The organism is Cohnella terricola (assembly GCF_007786475.1).
Classification (GTDB): Bacteria; Bacillota; Bacilli; order Paenibacillales; family Paenibacillaceae; genus Cohnella; species Cohnella terricola.
The window spans coordinates 96,361-119,688 of record NZ_VNJJ01000003.1 but is presented as its reverse complement, the minus strand read 5'-3'; the positions used below and the strand labels follow the sequence as shown (position 1 = coordinate 119,688).

Here is a 23,328-nt window from a genome sequence, read left to right as displayed (position 1 = left end):
CCTGTATATCTCTATTATTGAACGGCTTTTTTCCAATCCGCTGCGAACTTCTCCATGCCTTGCTCGGTCAGCGGGTGTTTCGAGATTTGCTCGATGACCGAGAACGGAATCGTCGCGATATGCGCGCCTGCCATGGCGACGCGGGTGACGTGGTCCGGATGGCGGACGGATGCGGCGATGATCTGTGCGTCCAGTTGATGGATGCGGAACAATTCCGCCACCTTGGAAACGAGTTGAACGCCGTCTTCCGAAATATCGTCCAAGCGGCCGAGGAACGGAGATACGTAGGTCGCTCCTGCACGGGCAGCCAACAGTGCTTGGTTCACCGTGAAGATCAGCGTAACGTTCGTCTTCACGCCTTTCTTGGACAGGTACCGGCAAGCCTCCAAGCCAGCAAGCGTCATTGGCAGCTTAATTGTGATGTTCTTGTCGTTATTGTTAATCTTGATCAATTCGTTCGCTTGTGCGATCATCTCTTCCGCCGTCAATGCGTCGGGTGTGACTTCCGCGGATACGGATTCGACTTCCGGAACTTCGCGCAAAATCTCGGCGATGCGGTCTTCGAATTTGACGCCTTCCTTGGCGACGAGCGACGGGTTCGTCGTTACGCCGGACAGAATGCCGATTTTGTAAGCTTTTTTGATGTCTGTCAGGTTAGCGGTGTCGATAAAAAACTTCATGGTGAATAACCTCCCAAGTAATTAATGTAGTTAATCAATTAAATTACTTCAGTAATTCCTTCGCCACGTGAACGACGTTGTCAACGCTGAATCCGAAGTACGTCATGACTTCGCCGCCAGGTCCCGAAGCGCCGAAAGTGTCGATCGACAGCACTTTCCCGTTCGGTCCGGCATAGCGGTCCCAACCGAGCGAGATGCCAGCTTCGATCGCGATCCGCTTCGTCGCGGAGGCAGGCAGCACGCTTAGCTTGTATGCATCGGGTTGGCGATCGAACAATTCTCTGCTTGGCATGGCCACGACGCGAACGGAATGACCGCTCTTCTCTAGTTCGGACTTTGCATTCACGGCCAGCGATACTTCAGATCCTGTACCGATCAGGACGATGTCAGGGTTCGCGTTCGTTTCCTCAAGGACGTAAGCTCCTTTGGCTACGTTGTCCTTATTGCCTTTGGTCGATTCATAGATCGGCAGGTTCTGGCGGCTGAGCACCAAGGCTACCGGCCCGTCCTTCTGCTCCAACGCATAAGCCCATGCGCTTGCCGTTTCATTGGCGTCCGACGGACGGATGACCGTCAGCCCCGGTATCGTGCGCAGCGAGGCCAATTGCTCTACCGGCTCGTGCGTAGGTCCGTCTTCTCCTACAGCGATAGAATCGTGCGTAAATACGTAAATGACAGGCAGCTTCTGCAGTGCGGCCAACCGGATGGACGGGCGCAAGTAATCGCAGAAGACGAAGAACGTGCTGACGAACGGTTTTACGCCGCCGTGCAGCGCTAAGCCGTTGCCGGCAGCGCCCATCGCATGTTCGCGAACGCCGAAGTATACGTTGCGTCCCGCGTAAGAATCAATCGCGAACTTCGGTTCGCCTTTAATGTCCGTCATTGTCGAACCCGACAAGTCCGCGCTTCCCCCGAAGATGGCTGGAACGGATTTAATGAAATGATTGATCGCTTCTCCGCTTGCGACTCTCGTGGATACGGTCTTGGAAGCATCGAACGTCAGAATATCCGCGGAATCGATCAGTACGGTTCCGTCGATCGCTTGCGCGAGCTCGCGCCCTTGCGCTGGGAACTTCTCCGTATATGAAGCGAGCAGCTTGTTCCACTCTTCTTCTTTGACCGCGCCTTGTTGCTTTAATTGCTCGAATCGAGCTTTGACTTGATCCGGAACGGTGAATTCTTCTTCGTATGGCCAGCCGTATACGGCTTTCGTCGCTTTGGCTTCGTCTTTGCCAAGCGGACTGCCGTGTACTTTGTTCGTGCCGGCTGCTTTGCTGCCGTAACCGATAATCGTGCGAATCTCGATGATCGCAGGCTGGGAATCGTTGCTCTTCGCCTCTGTGATAGCTTTGCTGATGGCGGAGACGTCGTTGCCGTCTTCCACGCGCAAGTATTGCCAGTTCGCCGATTCCGCTCTCTTCTGAATGTTCTCGCCGAACGAAAGGTTAAGATCGCCGTCAAGAGAAATATCGTTGGAATCGTACAGGACGATTAACTTGCCGAGCTTCATATGTCCGGCCATGGACATCGCTTCATAAGAGATGCCTTCCATCAGGCAGCCGTCTCCGACGAGCGCGTACGTATAATGATCGACAACTGGGAAACCATCTTGGTTAAACTTCGCAGCCAAGTGCGCTTCGGCCATCGCCATGCCGACCGCCATTGCTACGCCTTGTCCGAGCGGGCCGGTCGTTGCATCTACGCCGTCCGTGTGGCCGAATTCAGGATGTCCCGGGGTCAAGCTGTTCAGCTTGCGAAATTGCTTCAGATCTTCGATCGATACGCGATATCCGGTTAGATGCAGCAGGCTGTAGAGCAACGCTGAGCCGTGGCCCGCAGACAGGACGAACCGGTCGCGGTTAAACCACTTGGCATTGCCCGGGTGGTGATTCAGATGTTCGGCCCAGAGGGCGTATGCCATCGGCGCGGCTCCCATTGGCAAGCCCGGGTGACCGGAATTGGCGGCATTGATAGCGTCGATGGATAACGTACGGATCGTGTCGATTGCTAATTGATCAATTGTTTGCGTGATAGGCATATTGTTCTCCTTTTTGCGTTTGATTTTCTTGTTTTAATTGTTCGGGTTCGACGTCGAACCACCAATGATAACCGTCCTCGGCGAGCAGCGCATCGGATCCCGCCGGGCCGTAAGAACCTGCGGCATACGTTTGAAGCGGAACCAGGTTCTCTTCGAACGCGTCGAGAATCGGCTGCACCCATTGCCAAGATAATTCGACTTCGTCCCAATGCGCGAAGAAAGTCGCGTCGCCGCGCAGAGCATCGCCGATTAGATTTTCGTACGCTTCGGGCACGTCCTCTTGGCGGTCATGCAAGTCGAGATCGATATGGACCGGCCTGAATTCCCCTTTATTCTCGAGGTCCTTCGAATTGATCTGCAGCGTAATGCCCTCGTTAGGGCCGATCTCGAAAATGAGCAAGTTAGGTGCGGCACGGTCTTCCGAAGACACTGTAGCTTGTGCTAACGGCTCCTTGAATTCTACGACGATTCTCGTGGACTTCTCTTTCATTCTTTTGCCTGTGCGAATATAGAACGGAACGCCCCGCCAATAAGAATCTTCGATCAGCAATCGGGCCGCGATGAACGTATCGTTCCTGGAATCCGGCGCAATGCCCGGCTCGGACAAGTATCCCGCGACCGGCTTGCCTTGAACGCTTCCTTCCGCATACTGTCCGCGAACGACTTGCGCGCGAACGTCTTGCTTCTGCAGCGGCTGAACGGCTTCAATGACATTTTTCTTCTTGAATCTCACCTTCTCGGAGGAACTCTCGTGAGGGAGATGGATCGCCGTCATCATTAGCAATTGCAGCATATGGTTTTGGAACATGTCCCTAACCGCGCCAATATGGTCGTAATAACCTGCTCTTTCTTCAACGCCGACCGTCTCGCTGGCCGTAATCTGCACGTTGGCGACGTAACGATTACTCCATAGCGCTTGAATGACCGGATTGGCCTGCTGTAGCGCTCCGAGCTTCTGTACCATCGGCTTGCCAAGATAGTGGTCGATCCGGAAAATTTCTTCTTCCGCGAACGTCTCGCTCAGCTTGCGGTTCAGATCCCGCGCGGATTGCAAGTCGTGACCGAACGGTTTTTCGATGACGAGCCGTTTCCAGCCTCTGGCGGAACCCAATCCGCTTTCTTGAATGTTGGAAGCGATCGGTTCGAAAAACTCCGGTCCGACGGACAAGTAGAACAAGCGGTTATCCGGGAGTCCGAGTTCCTCTTCTCGTTGCTCGACCAACTTCAGCAGTTTGCGGTAATCGTCCTGCTGGCCGATGTCGAGTACGCAGAATCGAAAGTTGCTCACGAATTGACGCAGCGATGCGTCATCGCTCGGCGTACGCCTGGAAAACTGGCGGACCGCTTGCTCGACATTCGATTGAAAAAGCTCGTCCGACCATTCCCTTCTTCCGAGGCCGATCAGCGAGAACGGCTGCGCAAGCTTGCCGTCGACGAACAAATTATACAAAGCAGGGTAGATTTTTCTTTTAGCCAAATCCCCTGTCGCTCCAAATAGTACAAACGTAGCAGGCTCCATTTTCCTACTCCTTCCATACGAGCTGCCAAGCTCTGGTTTCTTTTTCTTAAGTTCACTATAATACGTTTAAGGGACATATAAGTAATGAATATATTTCACAGGAGCTATAGACCACATCTATGAACAATAACTACGAATTGTACAAGGTGTTTTATTGGGCGGCGAAAACAGGCAGTCTGACGCAAGCAGCCAAAACGTTGTTTTTAACTCAACCGAGCGTCAGCCATGCAATCAAGCAGTTGGAAGACAGCATTGGGCTCACATTGTTTTACCGCAACTCCAAGGGCGTCGCGCTTACGCAGGAAGGCGCCATCTTGTATTCCTATATCGAACAATCGCATATTTTGATTACTTTAGCCGAAGAAAAAATGGCCGCTCTCAAAACGCTGGAAAGCGGCGATCTGAGAATCGGCGGCAGCGACTCGCTGTTCAAACATTATTTGCTGCCGTATTTGGAGGATTTCCACCTCAAGTATCCCGGGGTGAAGCTGCATCTCAATCACGGAACGACGCCCGAGGTAATTTCTTTCCTGAAGGAAGGCCGGATCGATCTTGGCGTCGTTCGGATGCCGATCGTCGATCCTCAACTGCAAGTGAGGGAAAGCTTCTTGCTGCAGGATTGTTTCGTGGCGGGGGCCGCTTACGCGGAATTGAAAGACAAAGTGCTGTCGCTCGATACGCTGCTACAATATCCCGTCATCCTGTTCTCCCGCAACAGTCGTGCTCGGATGACGATTACGGAAATTTTTCAGAGTTACGGCTACACGATCAAACCGGAGATCGAGGTCGGAAGCGTCGATCTCCTGATCGAATTCGCCCGAAGGGGACTGGGGATCTCTTATGTGACGCGGGAATTCGTCTCGAAGGAACTCGAGGAAGGCTCGCTCTTCGAAGTGCGGCTGGACGTGCCTCTCCCTCCTTCCCACGTGGGGATCATGACCATGCGCAACATGCCGCTAACTAGCGCGGCTATCCGCTTTATCGAGCTGATCGGTTAAATCTGTGGACGCAAAAAACCAAGGAGCTAAGCGAAAACAGCTTAGCTCCTTGGTTCTTTCGTTGGTCGTATGATGAATCGGATTAGTGTTTTTGCAGATACGCTACAGCTTCCAGCAAACGCTGCGCGAAGCCGGAGTCGATCTGCTTGTTCGTATGCTGGCGAATGTCATCGGCCAGCTGGGACAGCCCTTTCGCGCGATCACTGTCATTTTTGGCTTTCTGAATGTTCTTGATAGCGGATTGCAAGCTTTGAGCCGTTCCGTGATTTTTGATCAAGTCGTGATCTTCTCCCCAAGCTACGAGCGTGGACAGGTGATCCAGATCCATACCGCATGTCAGTGTTGCTGAGACAGTCGTTTGGTTGCCAGCCTGATCCACAGCTGTTACGACCAGAGTATGATTGCCCACGGACAGATTCGCCGGCGAGATTGCGCTAAGCGATTGGATCGCGACACCATCCAACGTATAACCGACGGATTTCACGCCGCTCAGATTGTCCGTCACGGTTGCCTTGAATGCGATGGACGCATCAGTCGGATAGAAGACGGTTGAACCGATGAAAACAACGGATGGGCTCGTCTTGTCGATCCAGACGGCGATGTGTTGCTCCTGCTCCACATTGCCTGCCTTGTCCGTCGAACGGAACGCCACAACATTGCGGCCTTCTTCGGCAATGACGACGGGTCCCTGCGCGATCGTCCACGCGCCATCATTTACACGGTATTCGGTCTTGCCGACGCCGGAGCCGCCTTCGTTGTCCGTTGCGGCGAAAGTCAGCGTCACATTACGGTTGTTATATTGATTTTCTCCTGTCTTGCCGTCCGCCAGAACGGTCGTCGACGGAGCGGTCCGGTCGGATTGCTCCAGCGTAACGGCGTCCATCGTGAGCGGCTTCAACTGATACACGCCTTTGAAGATCGCAGAGATGCCGGTCAAGCTGACGATGCTGCCTTCCAGGAATTTCGATTGGAAGTCGGCCATCGAGATGCCCGTGCGAGCGTCGATTCGGACATGCGTAGCACCGGCGTCGAATTCGAAGGAACCGGTCGGCGTCGCAGTGACATAGTTGCGGATTTCTGCATTTTTCATTGTGACTAGGCGACCTTGATTACTATCGTTAAGTTCCGTCTGGACGATCGGCGCTGGAATTGGAGCTGTGCCCAGTTTGGTCAACGTGACTGGATCGGACAATTCAACTTCTGTATTGTAAGTCGTCTTAATGGCGCTAATCGATATCCGATCGCCGGCATGATACCCCGTCGCGCTCTGGAAGACGTAGACGCCAGCAGTGCTGTCTTGCATATAGAAGGCTTGACCGCCGAAAGCGCCTGGTTCGGACGTGATGACGCCTTCCACCGTCACTAAGCTGCCTTCCGCCACTTGCCGCGCATCCGCGATGGAGACTTTATTCGGAACCGGTGGTTTGTCTTCCGGCAGTTGCTCGGCAGGCACGTTCGCGATGGTCACCGTTTCGGAGATCTGATTGTTGGAACCGACTTTAAGTCGCAGAGTCGCCGCGCCGGATACGGCCGAGTCGATCTGCACGTTCAAATCCCTATAAGCATGGCCTGTCCCGTCCGCGGTAAGCGAGAAATTCGAGCTGTAACCGTAAGAAGAAGGCCACGTGCCGTCGGCGTTTTGGATTTTGGCGACTTGAGTGCCTCCGGTCAGGTAGATGCCGACCGACAGGCTCGACACCGTCTGTCCGGGCAGCAGGTTGTCTGCTTTGACGCGGATCTGGAACGTCGCCGTGTTCGGAAGTTGGCTTTGGCGCACGAATTGATATTGCGCTTGAACCGGCGGCTGTTGCGACGAGCCATAAGAACCGGACTTGAACGTCGTTGGATCGTACCACTTGTAGCCCGCGTTCGGAGCAGCCCAAGGTTCCGGCTGCGGCTCGGTCGATTTCGCCGGCTCTTCGGATCCGTCCGCAAGCAGCTTGGTCGCCGAATCCAACTGAAGTCCGGGAACTTGCGTCAGGCTTGTGTAGCTCTCGTGATGGGCCAGCCATTCGACGGTGTGAACGAGGAAGACGGCGTCGTCGGCTTCGCCCTTGAAGCCGTCATACGTCGTTTTCTTGGCACCGGTGTCTTCGCGCAAGTATTTCGGCGTAGGGTCCTCGACGGGCGAAGAGTCGCCGATGAATGCGGCCTTCCCGGCGCCGAGCTTGGACACCGCGGCGAACGGTCCTTCATCGCGGCCGCCGAAGTATACGCCTTTATCCACGCGGTTCGCCCATGCGGGAACGTTTTTCGGCACATAGACGAGGCCCTTGGCTTTCGTCGGATCGAGAATTACCAAAGTGGAGCCGGCGTGCATCGCCACCGAGCCGACGCCCGAGGTGATACCGAACGCTTGGCTCGGCACGACGACGTCCGTCAGGTTGTCGACGTCGCCCAGTGCGTTATAACGGAAGCGGATGCCGAAGTTGTCTGCCAGCCAGTCGGAGCTGACGACGCCTTGCATGGCGGGAGAACCGGCTTCTTCAGCGGACATGCCTTTGGCGGGGTTGTCCCATGCGCCGCGGCGGTAACCGTTCATAGCTTCCGACCCGTCCCAACGATTCTTGTTCCGGTCGGAGTTGTAATGGTCGCCGATGAAGAAGATGCTGCCGCCGTTCTGCACGTATTGAAGCATCGCGTCCTGTTCGGTCTTCTTGAACGGAACGTTCGGTTCGGCCATGACGAAGACGTCGTACTGCTGCAATTTGTCGAGCGTGATCGCTTGCTCACCGAACGTAAAAGGAATCGGCCGGTCCAGCGAATCGACTGTGAATCCGTCCGCCCGCAGACCGTCGGCGAAGTCGGAGAACCCGCCGTCGATGACCCAGTCCGCCGCGCCGGCCGTTTGGGCGTGCGTATTGTCGAACAAGACTTTCTTGCCATGTCCGTCCGGCAGCGTAGGCGTCGTTCCCGGATCAGGCGTAGGGGTCGGATCCGGAGAAGGAGAAGGACTTGGCGATGGTTCCACGGGATCGAGACCGTCGCTAAAAGCAAAACCGGTTGGGGTTTTTAGTCCAGGGAAGTTATTATAGGCGCTGAGAGTCCCTGTTACTTTTACCTTTCTCCCGATCAGATCGGGGTTGCTGTTCAAACCGAAGGCAGTCCGGTAAGCAGCCGTCACTTGCACGTCCAGCACCTTGGCATTATCTTTCTCGGAAGGGGAATCCGCGATCAGGATGTTGTTATCGTCCTTAAAAGGAGCTTGGTAAGTTGCCGTCTTTGAACCTGTTGCATAACCGACAATATAACCTTCCACCGTCGCGGTTCCACTGTTCGCAGCGATCGCTTCGGCTACGGTTAGGGAGCCATCTGCGAATGCGGCCGACGCGCGGTTGATCGCGTATCCGACACCATTCGACAAAACTATGACGGCGGCTAGCGCGACCCACAGAAATCTCTTAAACTGTTTTCTTCTCATATTGCTACACATGCCTCCACATTCTAAGATGTTTGATCGACTACTCGAACAATATATCAGTCTAGCGTTTTCTAGCTAATAACTGTTTGTTATCCGAATGTTAATTCGTTATTTGAAGTCTGGAATTGCAGGTAAACATAGGAAAAGACAGAAAAAAGCAGCATAGAAATGCCGCTTTTTCTGTCTTTTAGTTTGAGTAACCGTATATGAAAAATCATATAGATCCCACAACGTTATGAAAGGGGCTGCCCCAGTCTTCTGTCGTTTTGGGACATCCCCTTTTATCGCGATAGGATATCTTCCTCTTCCCGATCACGTACCGCAGAACGTACGGTAAGGTCGGGTTGAGCAAGATGGCATCGTGTAGTCATCAGATCGTTCGGCGAAGTGCTCGTAAGGGTCGGATAACGAATTGAGAAGACGCTCCAGGACGCTGTAATCGTCCTCGTTCTCTGCGGCCTCGAGTGCTTCTTCCACCTTGTGATTGCGCGGAATGATCGCCGGGCTACTACGACGCATGAGTTGAAAGGCGGCTTCAGGCGACTGTTCCTGTCTGCCTAATCGCGACTGCCATCGCTCCAGCCATTCCGCGAATTCCGGCACGTCGGATAATACTGTCTCCCCAGGCTTCCCTATCGCAAACAAGTGGAACGTGTTCGTAAAATCAGCACGCGACTTCTGCATCAATTCAAGCAAGTTTTGAATAAGGGACTCATCCTCTTGCTCTTCATTGTAGATCCCCAGCTTACCTCTCATACCCTCTAACCAGTTCCGCTGAAATTCTTCGCCGAACTTCGAGATCTCCCCCTCGGCCATCGCGATCGCCTGCTCCTTGTCTTCATGCAGCAGAGGCAACAGACTCTCGGCCAATCTCGCGAGATTCCACGCAGCGAAGTGCGGTTGATTGCCGTAAGCGTAGCGGCCTTGCGAATCGATCGAGCTGAACACCGTAGCTGGATCGTAAGCGTCCATGAATGCGCATGGACCGTAATCGATCGTCTCCCCGCTAATCGCCATGTTGTCGGTATTCATTACACCGTGAACAAAGCCGACTAGCTGCCATTTAGCAATCAAATCGGCCTGCCGTCTCGCCACTTCATGGAGTAGCGCCAGATACCTGTTATCCTCAACCGATACCGACGGATAATGTCTATCCAGCGTATAATCGGCCAACGTCCGTAGTTCGTCCATCGTTCCCCACTCAGCGGCGTATTGAAAAGTGCCAACGCGGATGTGGCTGGCCGCGACCCGGGTCAGAACGGCTCCCGGCAGCATTTTCTCGCGAACGATCGACGAGCCGGTAGCCGCTACGGCCAAGCTCCGCGTCGTTGGTATGCCGAGCGCATGCATCGCTTCGCTTATGACGTACTCGCGCAGCATCGGCCCAAGCGCCGCCCGGCCGTCGCCGTTACGGGAATACGGCGTTCTTCCAGAGCCTTTAAGCTGCACATCGAACCGCTCTCCTTGAGGTGTAATCTGTTCGCCGAGCAGCAACGCTCGACCGTCCCCGAGCATGTTGAAATAACCGAATTGATGACCCGCATACGCTTGCGCCAACGGCGCCGCTCCATCGGGTATTCGGTTGCCCGCGAGCGCGGCGATGCCTTCCGGTCCTTGCAGTTCCAAGGGGTCAAGCCCCAGCGAAGCGGCCAATGGCCGATTAAACACGGCTATTCTAGGGGCACCGACCGGTGCCGGATTCAACTTCGTATAGAAAAGCTCCGGTAGACGGGCATAGCTGTTATCGAAATTCCACCCCATCGGGTTTGCTTTTGTATGGCTCATCGTCGCCCTCCCGCTTTATTTCATGACATTAAATAATGTAACTGGCGCATGTACGGCCTCAGCTCCGGCTCACCGTCAAGGTAAGCACCAAGAACGCGGACGAGCGTCGAATCGGATGGCTTTGCTTCGCAAGCTTCCTTTAACATAACAGCGACCTTCCCCAGCTCTTCGCGAACGCCGTCCGTCTTAGGCAACTTGCGTATTTTCTCGTCCAACAGACCGAACAGCTGGCGTACCGTGTCTGCTCGGACGGATAAATCGCTTGGGTTCAAACCGTTGTATTGCATATTGTTCCATCCGATGATCGATTTTGGCGCCTTCTCGATCAGATCCTCAATAACAGCGTCGATTCTATCCACGATAAAAGCGGCCAGATCGGACATGGGGAGAGCAACAACCTTCTGCCTAACGTACATGAGATAGATGTTGTGAATGCCGCGGAAAATCGCCACGATATCCCATATATACGGATCGATCTCGGAGCCGTACGCTTCGAGCAGAAGCTCGCGATACCAAGCGAGAAGCGCGTTTTTTTTCGTTTTCCATGCGGCGATAAAATGCTCATTGGAAGCGATCGGCTCTTCCTTGAAATCGATCATCAGGAGGTGGTTCTCAAGCGCATACTGTAATTGAAATTCGATCTTCCGGATCAATCTCATCTTCGGGGAAAGTCCGTGATTCGCTCCTTCCCGATCCAATGCGCCCGCCTGTTCGAGCAAAGTGCGATGGCAGACGACAAACGCGGCCGTGAATAATTGTTCCTTGGAATCGAATAATTTATAGATGCTGGCTTTGGCCATGCCGCACGCTTCGGCGATGTCCTGCATCGACGCCGCGCTGTAACCTTTAATACGGAACAGCTCGATAGCCGTATCGACGATTTTGCTTTTTTTTGAATCTTCCATGACGATCCCCCCACCCTATCTTGACATTATAACCAGGCAACGTCAACGCATCCTGTTGACGGAACGACCAATGAGTTTTAGAATGAACTCATTGGTTTTATAAATCAAACAAGAGGTGTTAATATGCGAATAGCGGAAGGTTTAGAGATGTTGGAGGTCCAACTGGGGTATATGGTCATTCATCCGACGATTCTTTTTGACGGAGATTCATGGACACTGGTCGACACGGGTATGCCGGGGTCGGCACCCGCGATTCGCGAGTTGGCTCGTCAAGCCGGGATCGGCGAAAAAACGCTGCGTTCCATTATTTTGACCCATCAAGATCTCGACCATGTCGGAGGATTGCCGGGAATTCTTGCAGACGAACGAGAGCCTGTCGCCGTGCTGGCCCATCCGGACGACGAGGGCGCCATTAACGGTACGCAGCCGATGATCAAGATGAATCCCGAACAGCTTGAAGGATTTCTGCAACAACTTCCGGAGGAAACGCGAGCGGAATTCGAGCAAACGTTCCTGCGCCCTTCCCGTCCGAACGTGAACCGTACAATCGTTGACGGAGAGAAGCTTCCGATCGCGGGAGGTTTGACCGTTATCCACACGCCGGGACATACTCCCGGTCATGTGTGCTTGTACCATCACGCGAGTAAAACGTTAATCGCGGGAGACGCCATGGTTGCCGCTGACGGCGTACTGTCCGGTCCGAATCCCTCGGTTACGCCTAATCTGGAGCAAGCGCTGGATTCGCTGAATAAGCTGAAAGCCTTCGATATCGCCCAAGTCGTTTGCTATCACGGCGGACTCGTGCAAGGCGGCGTCAACGAACGCATCGCTGAGTTGGCTGAGCGTAAGTGATCCGCTTTCTATACACCTTAGCAACGGCATTGATCGGAGGATGGGTGTTTACACTCATCCATTCTCCCTTGCCTTGGCTTCTTGGCCCGATGTCGTTCGTGTTTCTGGGCGCGCGGGCGTTTAAGCTCTTCCAACCGAATTGGCCCGAATATCTACGCAATACTGCGATGATCTTAATCGGGTACTCGTTCGGCTTGTCGTTTACGTCTGAGACGCTTGCCGAGATGGGCAAGCAATTGCCCACAATGGTGCTAATGACCGTTCTGCTGATGCTGATGTGCGCATTCATCGCCTTCGTCGTCTCTAAGCTTACGGGCGAACCTTTGCCGACAGTTCTCTTGGGATGCATTCCGGGCGGACTATCGCAGATGCTGGTTTTGGCGGAAGATACGAAAGGCATCGATCTGACGACGGTGATGTTCCTGCAGCTTTCCCGGACGATGATCAATATCGTCGCCGTTCCGTTGCTGATTTTCAGTCCCCTATTCGGCGGCACTCACTCTACCGTGCCAACGGGAGCTTCCATCGGTGCAAGCTCAGCTTGGAACGCTTTGTTTCCCGATATCGTCCCTCTGATGGCTGTCTGCATAGTAGCCGCATTTCTGGCCCAGAAAATCCGTTTCCCGACCGCGTTCCTGCTAGGCCCAATGATCGCTGTCGCCGCATTGCAGTTGTCGGGGGTACATGGACCGGCGTTGCCGTCGTCCGTTCTGAACGTCGCGCAATTGTTGATCGGTTCTTACATTGGTTTGCTTCTTCGTCCGGAAAGTTTGGCACACAAGAAGAAAATGGTCGGCTTTGCGATACTTAGCGGAATCGTCATCGTTACAGGTTCGCTTGGATTAAGCGCGCTTTTGCGCAGCTTACATCCTCTGTCCGCGTCGACTTCCTTCCTAAGTCTCGCGCCAGGAGGTTTGGATCAGATGGGGCTTATCGCGAAGGAAATCCACGCCGATATGGCCATCGTAAGCTGTTATCAGGTATTCCGAATTTGGTTTATTTTCTTCGCGATTACTCCGCTGATGAAGCTGGCGATAAAGCGACTGTTGCCGCTGTCGGATGCGAAAAGCTCCAATGCCAAAAAAAGCGTATAACCCGGTTAGAACGGGTTATACGCTTTTTGGAGTTGGTCACAGGTGAATCAGCCTCATCCCCTCGCGATCGGCTTCCGACAGAATAGCGGATAGATTAAAGTACATGCCAGAGCGCAGACCGCCATTAAAGGACCTGCCAATTCCAAAGTCATCATGATGGACACGAGGTAAATGATCGGAGAAAACAGCATGATCCCAGGTGTAGCGAATAGCGCGGAAACCCATGACCATGCCCCTTCCCTCATTGAATAAGAAACATTAAGCCCGATCAAGCTGATTAGGAGGGGCCAAATAAACAAATAGCTTCCGCCCGGCAAATAAAGCGTTGTCGCGACGCATAGGAGCAACCAAAGTAGCAGCGATCCGATCCATAGGTTTTCGGCTCGCACGTAACGCGAGCACCACCGGATAAATCCCCATATGATGATTAGCATGAGCAGTAACAGACCGATAAAATAGAATTTGCCGACATCAAAGTCTTTCATAATAGATTGGTAATAGGAACCCGTTACGTTGGCACGCACAATTTCCCATACGATGGCAATGATCCCGAAGACGATAACCAAGCTTAACAAAGTTACGAGAAATCCTCCCGCCAAACCCTTCAAGCTTATTCTTCTCCTCCTCAGGCCATTCCAGACGGTAATCGCGAACAGCAGCGCGCCGAGCACCATAAACCAAAATACCCATGATTCCGGATAAGTGATAAGCTTCCAGCCGACGATGTTGAAGTATACCCGGTCTTCCTGCCTGACTTCGCTTAGTTCCAATTGTCCGAAATGCTTCGTCAGACTCAGCATATAATTGCCATGGTGCTGCAGACTGGAGAGATCAAGATTGTCAGGCGTATCGATCGCGGTATGGTACGCGTCAAATCCCATTCCGAAAGCAAAATTCAGTCCGGGCAAGCCGCCTTCGCGGAACACCGTTAAATCGGTATCGTTGGGCATTAATTTATAGAAGTTATAGATGATCGAGTAAGCTACCGGTTGAGGTGCCGCCTTAGTAAATTCCCGTACCAGCCAACCGTTCCCTTCGCTTGTTTCGAACATAAAAGAAGGTCCCTTGTTGCCTCTCGATTCGAAATTGAGCACCAATCCGACGTCCTTCGCCCAAGGATGCTCCCTCATGAACGCTATGGCGCCGAGCAAGCCCAATTCTTCGCCGTCCGTCATGAGCAGGATGACATCGTTCTTGAACGGTCCCATTCCGACGTGACTACCGCTTGTTGAACGACCGGCATCAGCCCCATGTCATCGAGTTCGGAGAGCAAATAATCCCGTACTTTATCATGCGCGACATACTCGACCGGATGCGGTTCTTTTGCGATTTCTCTCAGCTTTTCCATCGCTCGTGCAGCGGAGAATTGGTCAGCGTGAGCTTCGCTCCCGACCGGACGGGGAGCCTTGACCTGCTGAAGTCCTATTGTCATTGAACCGAACAGTATAATAAATACGAAGAATCGTATGAGCCATTTTGAAGTACCAGAACGAGTAGTAGCTTGAATTGCTGGATGATTCGATCGCACGATACCCCTCCTAATTACAATAATGGTATGTATATCCTGATATTATAAGGGAACATTCTAAGGTTGCCTAGAACATTTTCCCGATCCCCTTTACGATGGCGAGCACGACAAAAGGACCCCAGAGGAGTCCTTTAACGATGCCATATATGAGACGGTTGAACACCAATTACGCTACTAGAGTCCTCTTGGATACTGCCGACGGTTGCCGGTTGTCTCCGAGACTTAATGATAATCTTGCGAATACTCTCGCCGGATAAATGATAGAGCAATTCGAGCTCCGCGATCGAAGCCCCGCCGGAGTGCAATTGGCATATTTCCTTATTGCGTTCTGCCAGCAATTGTCTCGTTCCGTTGACTTCTCCCCATCTGGCGCGACGTTCGTCCAGCTTCGGAATGTACACCAGTTCTCCGTTTACGTATTTCTGAAGCTCCTGCAGCAATCTAGGGGGAAGAACATCTCTCCCATTTTTGTAGATCAAGTTGGCCCTCCTTCGCCTTTGTTGAATAGACGACAGTTTCCATTACATTAGCGCAGTTCATAGCCATCTTTACCTTCCTCCTCTCGATAATTGGATGCTGAGAAATTAAAAACACGAACGCAAGGCTCGTGCTTCGCGAAACCCTTTCCATGAATTGGGGTTCATGGAAACAGTATAGAATAAGCCTTTTCATTACGCAACGGCATGAAGAAAATGATGGGAAAAAGGAGGCCTCTCGGCCTCCCCCCTTAATCGGTGATCTTCGTTTAAACGAAGATCACCTCAGGTTGGTAGATCAATGCGATCAACTCCTTTCCCGGAGATTCGTCGGGCCCGACAAGATCATTGTATAACGGGTCAAGCTTAAGCTAAAGGGAATAAACGGTTGTAATTAAACTTTACGTGCATGTATGGATTAACTTCATTTAAAGAAATGTTAAGGATTTATTAAGGTATGCGGGATATAGTAGAGGGAAAAACGATTGGGTGATGAAAAATATGAACGAACAATTGTTTCAGGCGATTAACCGCTATGCGGGCCAGTGGGATTGGATCGACGACTGCATGGAATGGTTCGCGCAAGATATCGTATGGGTTCTTCTGGCCATTATGGCCATACTCTGGTTTTCCGGCAAACCTAATCATCAACGACTAACGTTCTATGCCTGTCTGTCGGCTGCAATCACGCTGTTTGTCGCTGCCTACTTCATTTCGCCGGCGGTCAACCATCCGAGACCTTTCGTCGGGCATGAAGTGAATCAGCTGATTCCGCATGCCGCGGATCCATCATTTCCAAGCGATCATTCGATATTGGCTTTTTCCTTGGCTTTTAGCGTATTTTTCGTTCTGCGCAATCTGGGTACGGTGATGCTGGCGCTTGCCGTCCTGACCGGTCTTGCCCGGGTTTATGTCGGTGTTCACTATCCCGCCGATATTGCCGGCGCAATCGTATTGTCGTTCCTCGTCAGTCTGGCCGTGTTCTTGCTGCGCGAACGTCTTGAGCCGTTGCCGCGGCTAACCATAGGCTTGTACGGTCGAATCGTCAAAGCCATTCCAGGTCTGCCTAAAAAATAATGCGAAATAGAAGAAGCGATCCCATTCCCGGGATCGCTTCTTCTATTTTCGTCGTTTCTTCTAAGCACGTTCAGCCAGCAATTGATCGATCCGTTCTTTCGCGTTCTCCCAGCCTTCCATGACCGGAAAATCGTATTGCTCGCGAGCTTTTATATTCCACGGGTGCGGAATGCAAAGCACCTTCTTCCCGGCTTCGATTGAGGGAACGAGATTATGCGCGCCATCGTCAATTATGAGATCGAAATCGAGCAAATATTTGCGCTTGCACGTCATAAAATTTTCCAAAGGAATGAACGGCATATGCCGCTGCAGCCAGTTCCATTTCTCCACGACCGTAGCCGGATCGGCGGCCGTGACGATCACTACATCGTAAGCGCGGTGAAGCTTCTCCATCTCCTCTACGACATGCTCGTCGAACAATTCCAACTCCTCATATAGGCCGGGCCGCCCGAAAAACACTTCGTGCGTGCTGGCCGGATGCCGCAAGTGATCTGTGTTCCAATCGAACATTTCCTCATACCGCAGCGGATGGGTTGGAAACTCAATGTTGTTGTGATAGATCGCGCGTTTGACGAGATGGCAGATCGTATCGTCCATGTCGACTGCGATAATGGCTTTCCTCATTCGTTCTCCTCCGCTGTTCGTTTAAGCTTGCTCCGATAAATTATACCATTGGACTAGAGAGGTGTCATTGCTGTACCTAATCCTTGCCCCGATAAGCGCGCTCGTGATAACGGGTGATCGCCTTGAACAGCTCTTTGCCGTCGCTTGTTAGCGGTTCGGCCGAATTCAAGCTAAGCGTCATCGCCCGATACGTCTCCGGCACCCAGATATAAGCATAAACATAGTCGGTCAACTTAAAGCCTGCTCCTTCCCAGAAGCGGATACGCTTCGCGTTCTCCTCCGTCCTCTCGGCTTCGACCTCGATGATGATGCCGCGGCATTCCGGCTGTACGGCGGCGGCCCAATCCCGGATCCGTTCGACGCACGACCGCCCGATGCCTCTGCCCTGCCACGCTTGATTCACAGCGATATAATCGATGATCAGCGTCCATGTACGTTCATCATATGCGGTCAGCGCCATGGCGACGGTCGCGTCCTCCAAGCTCCATACATGAAGCGTACAGAGGGCGCGGTTGAACATCCGCCGGATAATCGCTTCGCTTTTTCTTCCATGCTCAGGGAAAGCTTCCCGGTATACAGGCTCCGAAGCGGCCCATAGCTTATCGTCCCATTGATTTGTTGTCTGATGTTTCATCTGCGATTTGCCATTATTCGCGTAGTTACTCGCCATCTTTCATTGTCCTTTTCGAAAGGTTATGGCACAAATATACCCCCAATCATCCGGCAAGTCCAATGACCTGCGGATGTTGGGGGTATTAATGGTATTATGAGTGCTTCGCGCGGGCGATCTTAGTCGCTTCAACCATGTTGCGCAAGGAGGCGACCGTTTCTTCTTGTCCGCGGGTTTTCAGGCCGCAGTCCGGATTGATCCAGAACAGTTTCGGATCGAGCACTTGCAACGCACGATCGATCATGTTCGTCATCTCCGCCACTTGCGGAACGCGAGGACTATGGATGTCGTATACGCCCAGTCCGATGCCAAGCTTATACGTATTGATTTCGAAGCTATGAATCAATTCGCCGTGGCTCCGGGACGTTTCGATCGAGATCACGTCTGCGTCCATCTCTTCGATCGAATCGATCATGTCGTGGAACTCGCAGTAGCACATATGCGTATGGATCTGCGTCGTGTCTTGCACCGTGCAGGTCGTCATGCGGAACGCTTTAACGGCCCAAGCCAGGTAGCCGGCTTGCTCGTTCTCTTTCAACGGAAGACCTTCGCGGACAGCCGGTTCGTCCACCTGGATCATGCCGATGCCTGCGTTCTCCAGCGCTTCCACTTCTTGACGAAGCGCGTAAGCGAGCTGGTAAGCGATTTGTTCGCGCGGAATGTCGTCGCGGACGAACGACCAGTTCATGATCGTGATCGGGCCGGTCAGCATGCCTTTTACCGGGCGATCGGTTTTCGACTGCGCATACTTCGTTTCCTCGACGGTCATCGGCTGCTCGAACGCGACATCGCCGTAGATCACCGGAGGTTTGACGCAGCGGGAGCCGTAAGATTGTACCCAGCCGTTCTGAGTGAACGCGAAGCCCGCGAGCTTCTCGCCGAAAAATTCGACCATGTCCGTCCGCTCGAATTCGCCATGCACAAGAACGTCGATTCCGATTTCTTCCTGGAGTTTAATCCAGAGATCGATCTGATCGCGAATGAAATCCGCGTATTGCTTCTCGTTCCATTCGCCTTTGCGCCAGAGCTGGCGAGCCTTGCGAACTTCCGCCGATTGCGGGAAGCTGCCGATCGTCGTTGTCGGGAACAGTGGCAACTGCCATTTGGCCTGCTGAGTCGCTTGACGTGCGGCGAAGGGAGAATGACGCTCCGGCTGCTTGCTCGCGATCTCCGTGACCGCTTTCTGAATATCCTTGCGATTGCGTTCTTCGGACTGCTTGAGCGCTTGAACGTCGCGCTCGCTTTGGTCTAGCTCCAGAGCGACTGCGGATGCACCCGAGTTGACCGCTTTAGCCAGCAGGGCAATCTCGTTCAGCTTCTCGTCCGCGAACGCGAGAGCGCCACGCAGCTCAGCCGACAGCTTCGTTTCCTGTTCAACCGTTACCGGAACATGAAGCAGGCTGCACGAAGATTGAACGATGAGACGATCAGACGACACGATGCCGGCTAGTTGATCGAGCAACGCCAGTTTCTCGCGAAGCGACGCCTTCCAGATGCCGCGCCCGTCGATCACGCCCGCACCAAGAACCTTGTCCGCAGGGAAACCGAATTGCTTGATCGCAGACAAATTGCCTGCAGATCCGTGCACGAAATCAAGTCCGATCCCTTTGACCGGCAGCGAGACGATCTCGCTGTAATTTTCTACCGATTCAAAGTAAGTTTGCAGGATCACGTTCAATTCGGGCACCGCCGCGGAGAACGTCTCGTAAATCGTCTTCAGTCGTTTCAGATCGTCAGCGGCCAGTTTCGTGACCAAGATCGGTTCGTCGATCTGCACCCATTGAACGCCTTCATTCGCAAGTTCGCGCAAAACCTGTACGTATAGCGGAAGCAAGCGATCGAGCCAAGCGTCCGTCTCCGCTGGTTTGTAGCCTTTGGATAGCTTCAAGAACGTGAGCGGCCCAAGAATGACCGGTTTTCCTTCGATTCCGAACGCTTCCTTCGCTTCGCGATAGGCCGCAAGCGGTTTGTTCTCGGTAAGTTCAGGCGTTGCCCCGTCCAACTCGGGTACGATGTAGTGATAGTTGGTGTTGAACCATTTGGTCATCTCGCTCGCTGTCGCTTCTTTCGTTCCGCGGGCGATTCCGTAATATAAGCTCAGTGGCACGACGCCGCCTTTATAGGCAAAACGTTGCGGAACGATGCCGAACATCGTTGCCGTATCCAGAACGTGATCGTAGTAGCTGAAGTCGTTAACCGGGATTAGATCGATCCCTTTATCGCGCTGCTTGCGCAGATGGTTCAAGCGGATTTCCCGCAATTGTTCCTGAAACACTGCTTCTTCCGTCTTTCCTGCCCAGAACGCTTCGAGCGCTTTTTTCCATTCTCGGTTCGCGCCGATGCGCGGATATCCCAATACGCTGCTTTTCGCCATCTCGTAACACTCCTATACGACTTGTTACAAGAAAGATAACACGTCCCTTTCGATATAGTGTAACTCGCTTATACTATATCTAGTTATAGCCGGCGGCTATAGTTAATCATGATCCTGAGATTGCTTCCTGTAGAGCATCGATATATGCCGTTCCGAGCTTCGACAATGAGACGTTCTTATGCGAGATCCACCCGACATTAATCGTCTCATCCCAATCGAGGGGGACGGGTATAATCTCGTTGCCGTTCAGATCGGCGCTAAGCACTCCCGTCGAGATCGTATATCCGTTTAAGCCGATCAACAAGTTGAACAGCGTCGCCCTGTCGTTTACCCGGATGCTCTTTTTGCGCGTCAGCGTACTGAGAATCTCTTCGGAAAAATGAAACGAGTTGTATTCCCCCTGATCGAAGGACAAATACGGATAATCCTGAAGCTGCTCGATCGTGACGATCGGAAGCTTGGCCAGCGGATTTTGGATGCTGATGAAAATATGCGGTTTGGCTGTGAACAGGCTGGTGAACTGCAAATTCGCAGATTTAAGCAGCTTATTGATCACTTTGCCGTTGAACTCGTTGAGATACAAAATGCCGATCTCGCTGCGTAGATTGCGGACGTCTTCGATGATTTCGTACGTTTTCGTCTCGCGCAAAGCGAGTTCGTATTCTTCCTGGCCATATTCCTTCACCAGGGTCACGAACGCGTTAACCGCGAAGGCATAGTGCTGGGTGGACACGGAAAAATGTTGCGGCGAAGGCTTGGCGTTCATATAGCGGCTTTCTAGCAATTCCGCTTGTTCGACGACTTGCCGGGCATAGCTCAAAAATTCGATCCCTTCCTTCGAGAGCGAGATTCCTTTGTTCGATCTTTCGAAGATGGTCAGTTGCATTTCCTCTTCCAGGTCTTTGATCGCATTCGATAGGCTCGGCTGGGAAATGAAGAGCCGCTTGGCCGCCTCGTTGATGGATCCCCTGGCGGCCACCTCGATGACGTATTTAAGTTGCTGTAGCGTCAATGAACGTTCCCCCTGTTTCCTCTTGCTATTGCAAGCGATCGTTTTCGTTATCCTCATTATAATACAAAAAGCTGTTTCGAAAGCAGCTGATTGACCGCTGTCCGACCTCTCGTTCTCTCGCGAGTGGCGATTCGGCAGTTGTAACGGTCCGCCAGACCCTTAGAGTGTCCACGAGCAGGAGTTCGGTGATTGTAACGATCTGTCAGACCCTTAGAGCACCCATGAACGAGGTTTCGGCGACTGTAACGGTCTGCCAGACCCTTAGAGTAACCGTGAACAGGGGTTCGGAGGCTGCAACGGTCTGTCAGGCCCTTAGAGTGTCCACGAGCAGGAGTTCGGCGGCTGTAACGGTCTGCCAGACCCTTAGAGCACCCGTGAACGAAGTTTCGGCAGCTGTAACGGTCTGTCAGACCCTTAGAGCGCAAGTGAACTAGGATTTTCCTGAAATGGGCATCAATAACGCAAAAAGCGCAAGTTTTGGGGTGCTATCCCCTTCAACTTGCGCCTACACTTCACTTCTTGTTCACTTTTGACGAGCCCAGAGTCAGAATATAGTTGTATTTAGCGGCATGTTTCAGCTCATCCGTAATAATTTCAAAAACCATATCCCGATGATAGCGATCCGGCAGACCGGCGCGGATGTCGCGGTAGCGCTCGACCGCGGCAAGCTCTCCGAATAACGCTCGCCGAATCCCGTCCGCGTACGATTTCGGCTTCTCGAACGCAACTTCCTCCGGCGCCGTTATCGTTTGCCCCGTCAGATCTTGATACATGCTCCGAAACATGCGATTGTGCTTCCGTTCGTCGTCTCGAATGCTTTGGATGATCTCCTTTTCTTCTTGCGAAGGCGCCACCGAAATTAAATAGTCGTAAAACAATTCGTCTTCCCTCTCGCCCTCGACCGCCTTGCGAATCAGAACCAATGCGTCTTGCAATGACTTATAGGACTGTGCTTCCTTTCTCATCTGTAACCAGGGATAATAGCCTGCCGAATAACGAGAATAGTAAGGATTGGAATACCAATATACGCGTTGCAAATTGTTCCCCTCCGATTGATGGTGCATTACCTACAGCTTATTGTCCGGAGCGGGTATTTGTGCGATGTTCGATGTAAGCTACCCATTTATATTCCCAGCTTATGCCCTTTCTCAAGCCGTTGAATCTGCCTTTCACCCTCGTCGGCCAATTCGCGAAATTGGCCGATCGTCTCGCGCATCTTCGGCAGAGCTTCCTGCTTGTAGGCGCTAATGGAGTCGAGCGAGGCGAGCACGTCGGCGAACGCCTGCTTCAGCGTTTCGACCGATACGCTAGCTTCGAGCGCTTGCTTATGAATGGCTGCGCCTTGCTCCTTCAGCATGCGGGACGTTCCCGCGATCAGCTCGTTCGTCGTCTGGTTCAAGAGCTCGATTTTCTTGAGTACGATCTTCTGATTGTACAGTGCGCTAGCTACGGTCACGGAAATCTTAAGCGCGGATACCGTGACGTTCTTCGCTCGATCCACGCCGCGTATCAACTCTTTGTTGTTGCGGATGACGACTTCGATCGCCATGATCCCTTGCTGATTCACGACTAGCATTTGCTGCAGATCCATCACCCGCTGACGGAGCGGGAATAATACCTCTTCCGTGATAAACCGGATTTTGTCCGGGTCTTCGTCCCGCTGACGAGCCGCTTCGATCTGGGTCTCGATTGCTTCGTCCATCATCGTTCCAAGCTGGATCTCCTTACGCAGCTTTTTCGTCAAGTCCCGCAGCGTTTGCTGCTCGATCTCGAGCGTCGTATTATCGTTCTTCAGCGTCACTTTCCCCTTATCCAAAGAAGAAACGATATCCGCGATAACGCTATCCGCTTTCTCGTATTTGAGGAAATAAGCGCGGAGCGGATTAAACCACTTGCCGAGAAACCCTCTTTTGGCGAAGTCCACGATGCTCGGATCCAAATCCTTCAACTGCGTATGCAGTTCCGCAAGCCCTTTGGCGACTTGACCGCCTTCGTCTCCCGTTCTCGAGAGATTTCCGACCGAGATTTGCAGCAGCTTGTTTTTCTCCGAGGATGATTTCATCGTACCGAGACCGAATGTTTCAATCGATTGTAGTACTTCCTGCCTCTTGTCGAGCGATTCGATATCCAAAGTCATGATCGTCTCCACGTTGGCGCTGGCGATCTGTTGGAGCTTGGCGATTTCCTCGGGCACCGGCCCAGCCTCTTGCTCAACGACCGCTTTGATCTGTTCCGGACTTGCGACTTCCATCGAAAATGACATACTTTTCCTCCT

19 protein-coding genes are annotated in these 23,328 nt (G+C 52.7%); 4 read left to right on the top strand and 15 right to left on the bottom strand.

Annotated features, from left to right (window positions below; all coding sequences use genetic code 11):
• Window positions 1-14: 14 nt before the first annotated feature.
• From fsa to zwf, 3 genes are read right to left on the bottom strand one after another with little or no spacing between them, the layout of a single operon-like run.
• Entirely contained in the window at window positions 15-680 is a 666-nt protein-coding gene (fsa, locus tag FPZ45_RS06155) for a fructose-6-phosphate aldolase (protein WP_144699500.1), read from the bottom strand.
• A gap of 43 nt (window positions 681-723) precedes the next feature.
• Window positions 724-2,712, bottom strand: coding sequence for a transketolase (gene tkt, locus FPZ45_RS06150; RefSeq protein WP_144700077.1), 1,989 nt, complete (start codon window positions 2,710-2,712; stop codon window positions 724-726).
• Window positions 2,696-4,237 carry a glucose-6-phosphate dehydrogenase gene (gene zwf / locus FPZ45_RS06145; RefSeq protein WP_144699498.1) on the bottom strand — a complete coding sequence of 514 codons (1,542 nt, stop codon included), beginning with the start codon at window positions 4,235-4,237 and terminating at the stop codon, window positions 2,696-2,698. Before zwf ends, tkt begins: the two co-directional genes overlap by 17 nt.
• A gap of 119 nt (window positions 4,238-4,356) precedes the next feature.
• On the opposite strand from zwf, the gene FPZ45_RS06140 reads away from it, so the two are divergent.
• Window positions 4,357-5,235: a LysR family transcriptional regulator gene (locus FPZ45_RS06140; RefSeq protein ID WP_144699496.1), complete on the top strand. Its 879-nt coding sequence runs from the start codon at window positions 4,357-4,359 to the stop codon at window positions 5,233-5,235.
• Window positions 5,236-5,317: 82 nt separating this feature from the next.
• Here FPZ45_RS06140 and FPZ45_RS25230 read toward each other — a convergent pair whose 3' ends face one another.
• From FPZ45_RS25230 to FPZ45_RS06125, 3 genes are all read right to left on the bottom strand, one after another.
• Window positions 5,318-8,656, bottom strand: a complete 3,339-nt coding sequence (locus FPZ45_RS25230; RefSeq protein WP_186438251.1) for a DUF6359 domain-containing protein — start codon at window positions 8,654-8,656, stop codon at window positions 5,318-5,320.
• 312 nt (window positions 8,657-8,968) lie between these two features.
• Window positions 8,969-10,441: a protein adenylyltransferase SelO gene (locus FPZ45_RS06130; protein WP_144699494.1), complete on the bottom strand. Its 1,473-nt coding sequence runs from the start codon at window positions 10,439-10,441 to the stop codon at window positions 8,969-8,971.
• A gap of 20 nt (window positions 10,442-10,461) precedes the next feature.
• On the bottom strand, window positions 10,462-11,346 hold the full coding sequence (locus FPZ45_RS06125) for a TetR/AcrR family transcriptional regulator (protein WP_144699492.1): 885 nt from the start codon (window positions 11,344-11,346) through the stop codon (window positions 10,462-10,464).
• A gap of 123 nt (window positions 11,347-11,469) precedes the next feature.
• On the opposite strand from FPZ45_RS06125, the gene FPZ45_RS06120 reads away from it, so the two are divergent.
• A complete protein-coding gene (locus FPZ45_RS06120; protein WP_144699490.1) occupies window positions 11,470-12,198 on the top strand; it encodes an MBL fold metallo-hydrolase in 729 nt (242 codons plus the stop codon).
• Window positions 12,195-13,292 carry an AbrB family transcriptional regulator gene (locus FPZ45_RS06115; RefSeq protein ID WP_144699488.1) on the top strand — a complete coding sequence of 366 codons (1,098 nt, stop codon included), beginning with the start codon at window positions 12,195-12,197 and terminating at the stop codon, window positions 13,290-13,292. The genes FPZ45_RS06120 and FPZ45_RS06115 overlap by 4 nt, the downstream gene beginning before the upstream one ends.
• Before the next feature lie 53 nt (window positions 13,293-13,345).
• Here the strand turns inward: FPZ45_RS06115 and FPZ45_RS06110 are convergent, their stop codons facing one another.
• The 3 genes from FPZ45_RS06110 to FPZ45_RS06100 form a co-directional block, all read right to left on the bottom strand.
• A complete protein-coding gene (locus FPZ45_RS06110; RefSeq protein ID WP_144699486.1) occupies window positions 13,346-14,500 on the bottom strand; it encodes a M28 family peptidase in 1,155 nt (384 codons plus the stop codon).
• Entirely contained in the window at window positions 14,464-14,820 is a 357-nt protein-coding gene (locus FPZ45_RS06105) for a hypothetical protein (protein ID WP_144699484.1), read from the bottom strand. The genes FPZ45_RS06110 and FPZ45_RS06105 overlap by 37 nt, the downstream gene beginning before the upstream one ends.
• A gap of 131 nt (window positions 14,821-14,951) precedes the next feature.
• Window positions 14,952-15,299, bottom strand: coding sequence for a CD3324 family protein (locus FPZ45_RS06100; protein ID WP_144699482.1), 348 nt, complete (start codon window positions 15,297-15,299; stop codon window positions 14,952-14,954).
• Window positions 15,300-15,797: 498 nt separating this feature from the next.
• On the opposite strand from FPZ45_RS06100, the gene FPZ45_RS06095 reads away from it, so the two are divergent.
• Window positions 15,798-16,373 carry an undecaprenyl-diphosphatase gene (locus FPZ45_RS06095; protein ID WP_186438250.1) on the top strand — a complete coding sequence of 192 codons (576 nt, stop codon included), beginning with the start codon at window positions 15,798-15,800 and terminating at the stop codon, window positions 16,371-16,373.
• A 60-nt stretch (window positions 16,374-16,433) separates the two neighbouring features.
• Here FPZ45_RS06095 and FPZ45_RS06090 read toward each other — a convergent pair whose 3' ends face one another.
• The 6 genes from FPZ45_RS06090 to FPZ45_RS06065 form a co-directional block, all read right to left on the bottom strand.
• The gene (locus FPZ45_RS06090) at window positions 16,434-16,997 is read right to left on the bottom strand and encodes a 5' nucleotidase, NT5C type (RefSeq protein ID WP_144699478.1); all 564 of its coding nucleotides are present in this window, start codon (window positions 16,995-16,997) and stop codon (window positions 16,434-16,436) included.
• Between the two features lie 76 nt (window positions 16,998-17,073).
• Window positions 17,074-17,667 carry a GNAT family N-acetyltransferase gene (locus tag FPZ45_RS06085; RefSeq protein ID WP_144699476.1) on the bottom strand — a complete coding sequence of 198 codons (594 nt, stop codon included), beginning with the start codon at window positions 17,665-17,667 and terminating at the stop codon, window positions 17,074-17,076.
• Between the two features lie 94 nt (window positions 17,668-17,761).
• A complete protein-coding gene (metE, locus tag FPZ45_RS06080; RefSeq protein ID WP_144699474.1) occupies window positions 17,762-20,041 on the bottom strand; it encodes a 5-methyltetrahydropteroyltriglutamate--homocysteine S-methyltransferase in 2,280 nt (759 codons plus the stop codon).
• A 106-nt stretch (window positions 20,042-20,147) separates the two neighbouring features.
• Entirely contained in the window at window positions 20,148-21,053 is a 906-nt protein-coding gene (locus tag FPZ45_RS06075; protein ID WP_144699472.1) for a LysR family transcriptional regulator, read from the bottom strand.
• 512 nt (window positions 21,054-21,565) lie between these two features.
• Window positions 21,566-22,090, bottom strand: coding sequence for a ferritin-like domain-containing protein (locus FPZ45_RS06070; protein WP_342780025.1), 525 nt, complete (start codon window positions 22,088-22,090; stop codon window positions 21,566-21,568).
• A gap of 86 nt (window positions 22,091-22,176) precedes the next feature.
• Window positions 22,177-23,316: a toxic anion resistance protein gene (locus FPZ45_RS06065; protein ID WP_144699470.1), complete on the bottom strand. Its 1,140-nt coding sequence runs from the start codon at window positions 23,314-23,316 to the stop codon at window positions 22,177-22,179.
• Window positions 23,317-23,328: the final 12 nt, after the last annotated feature.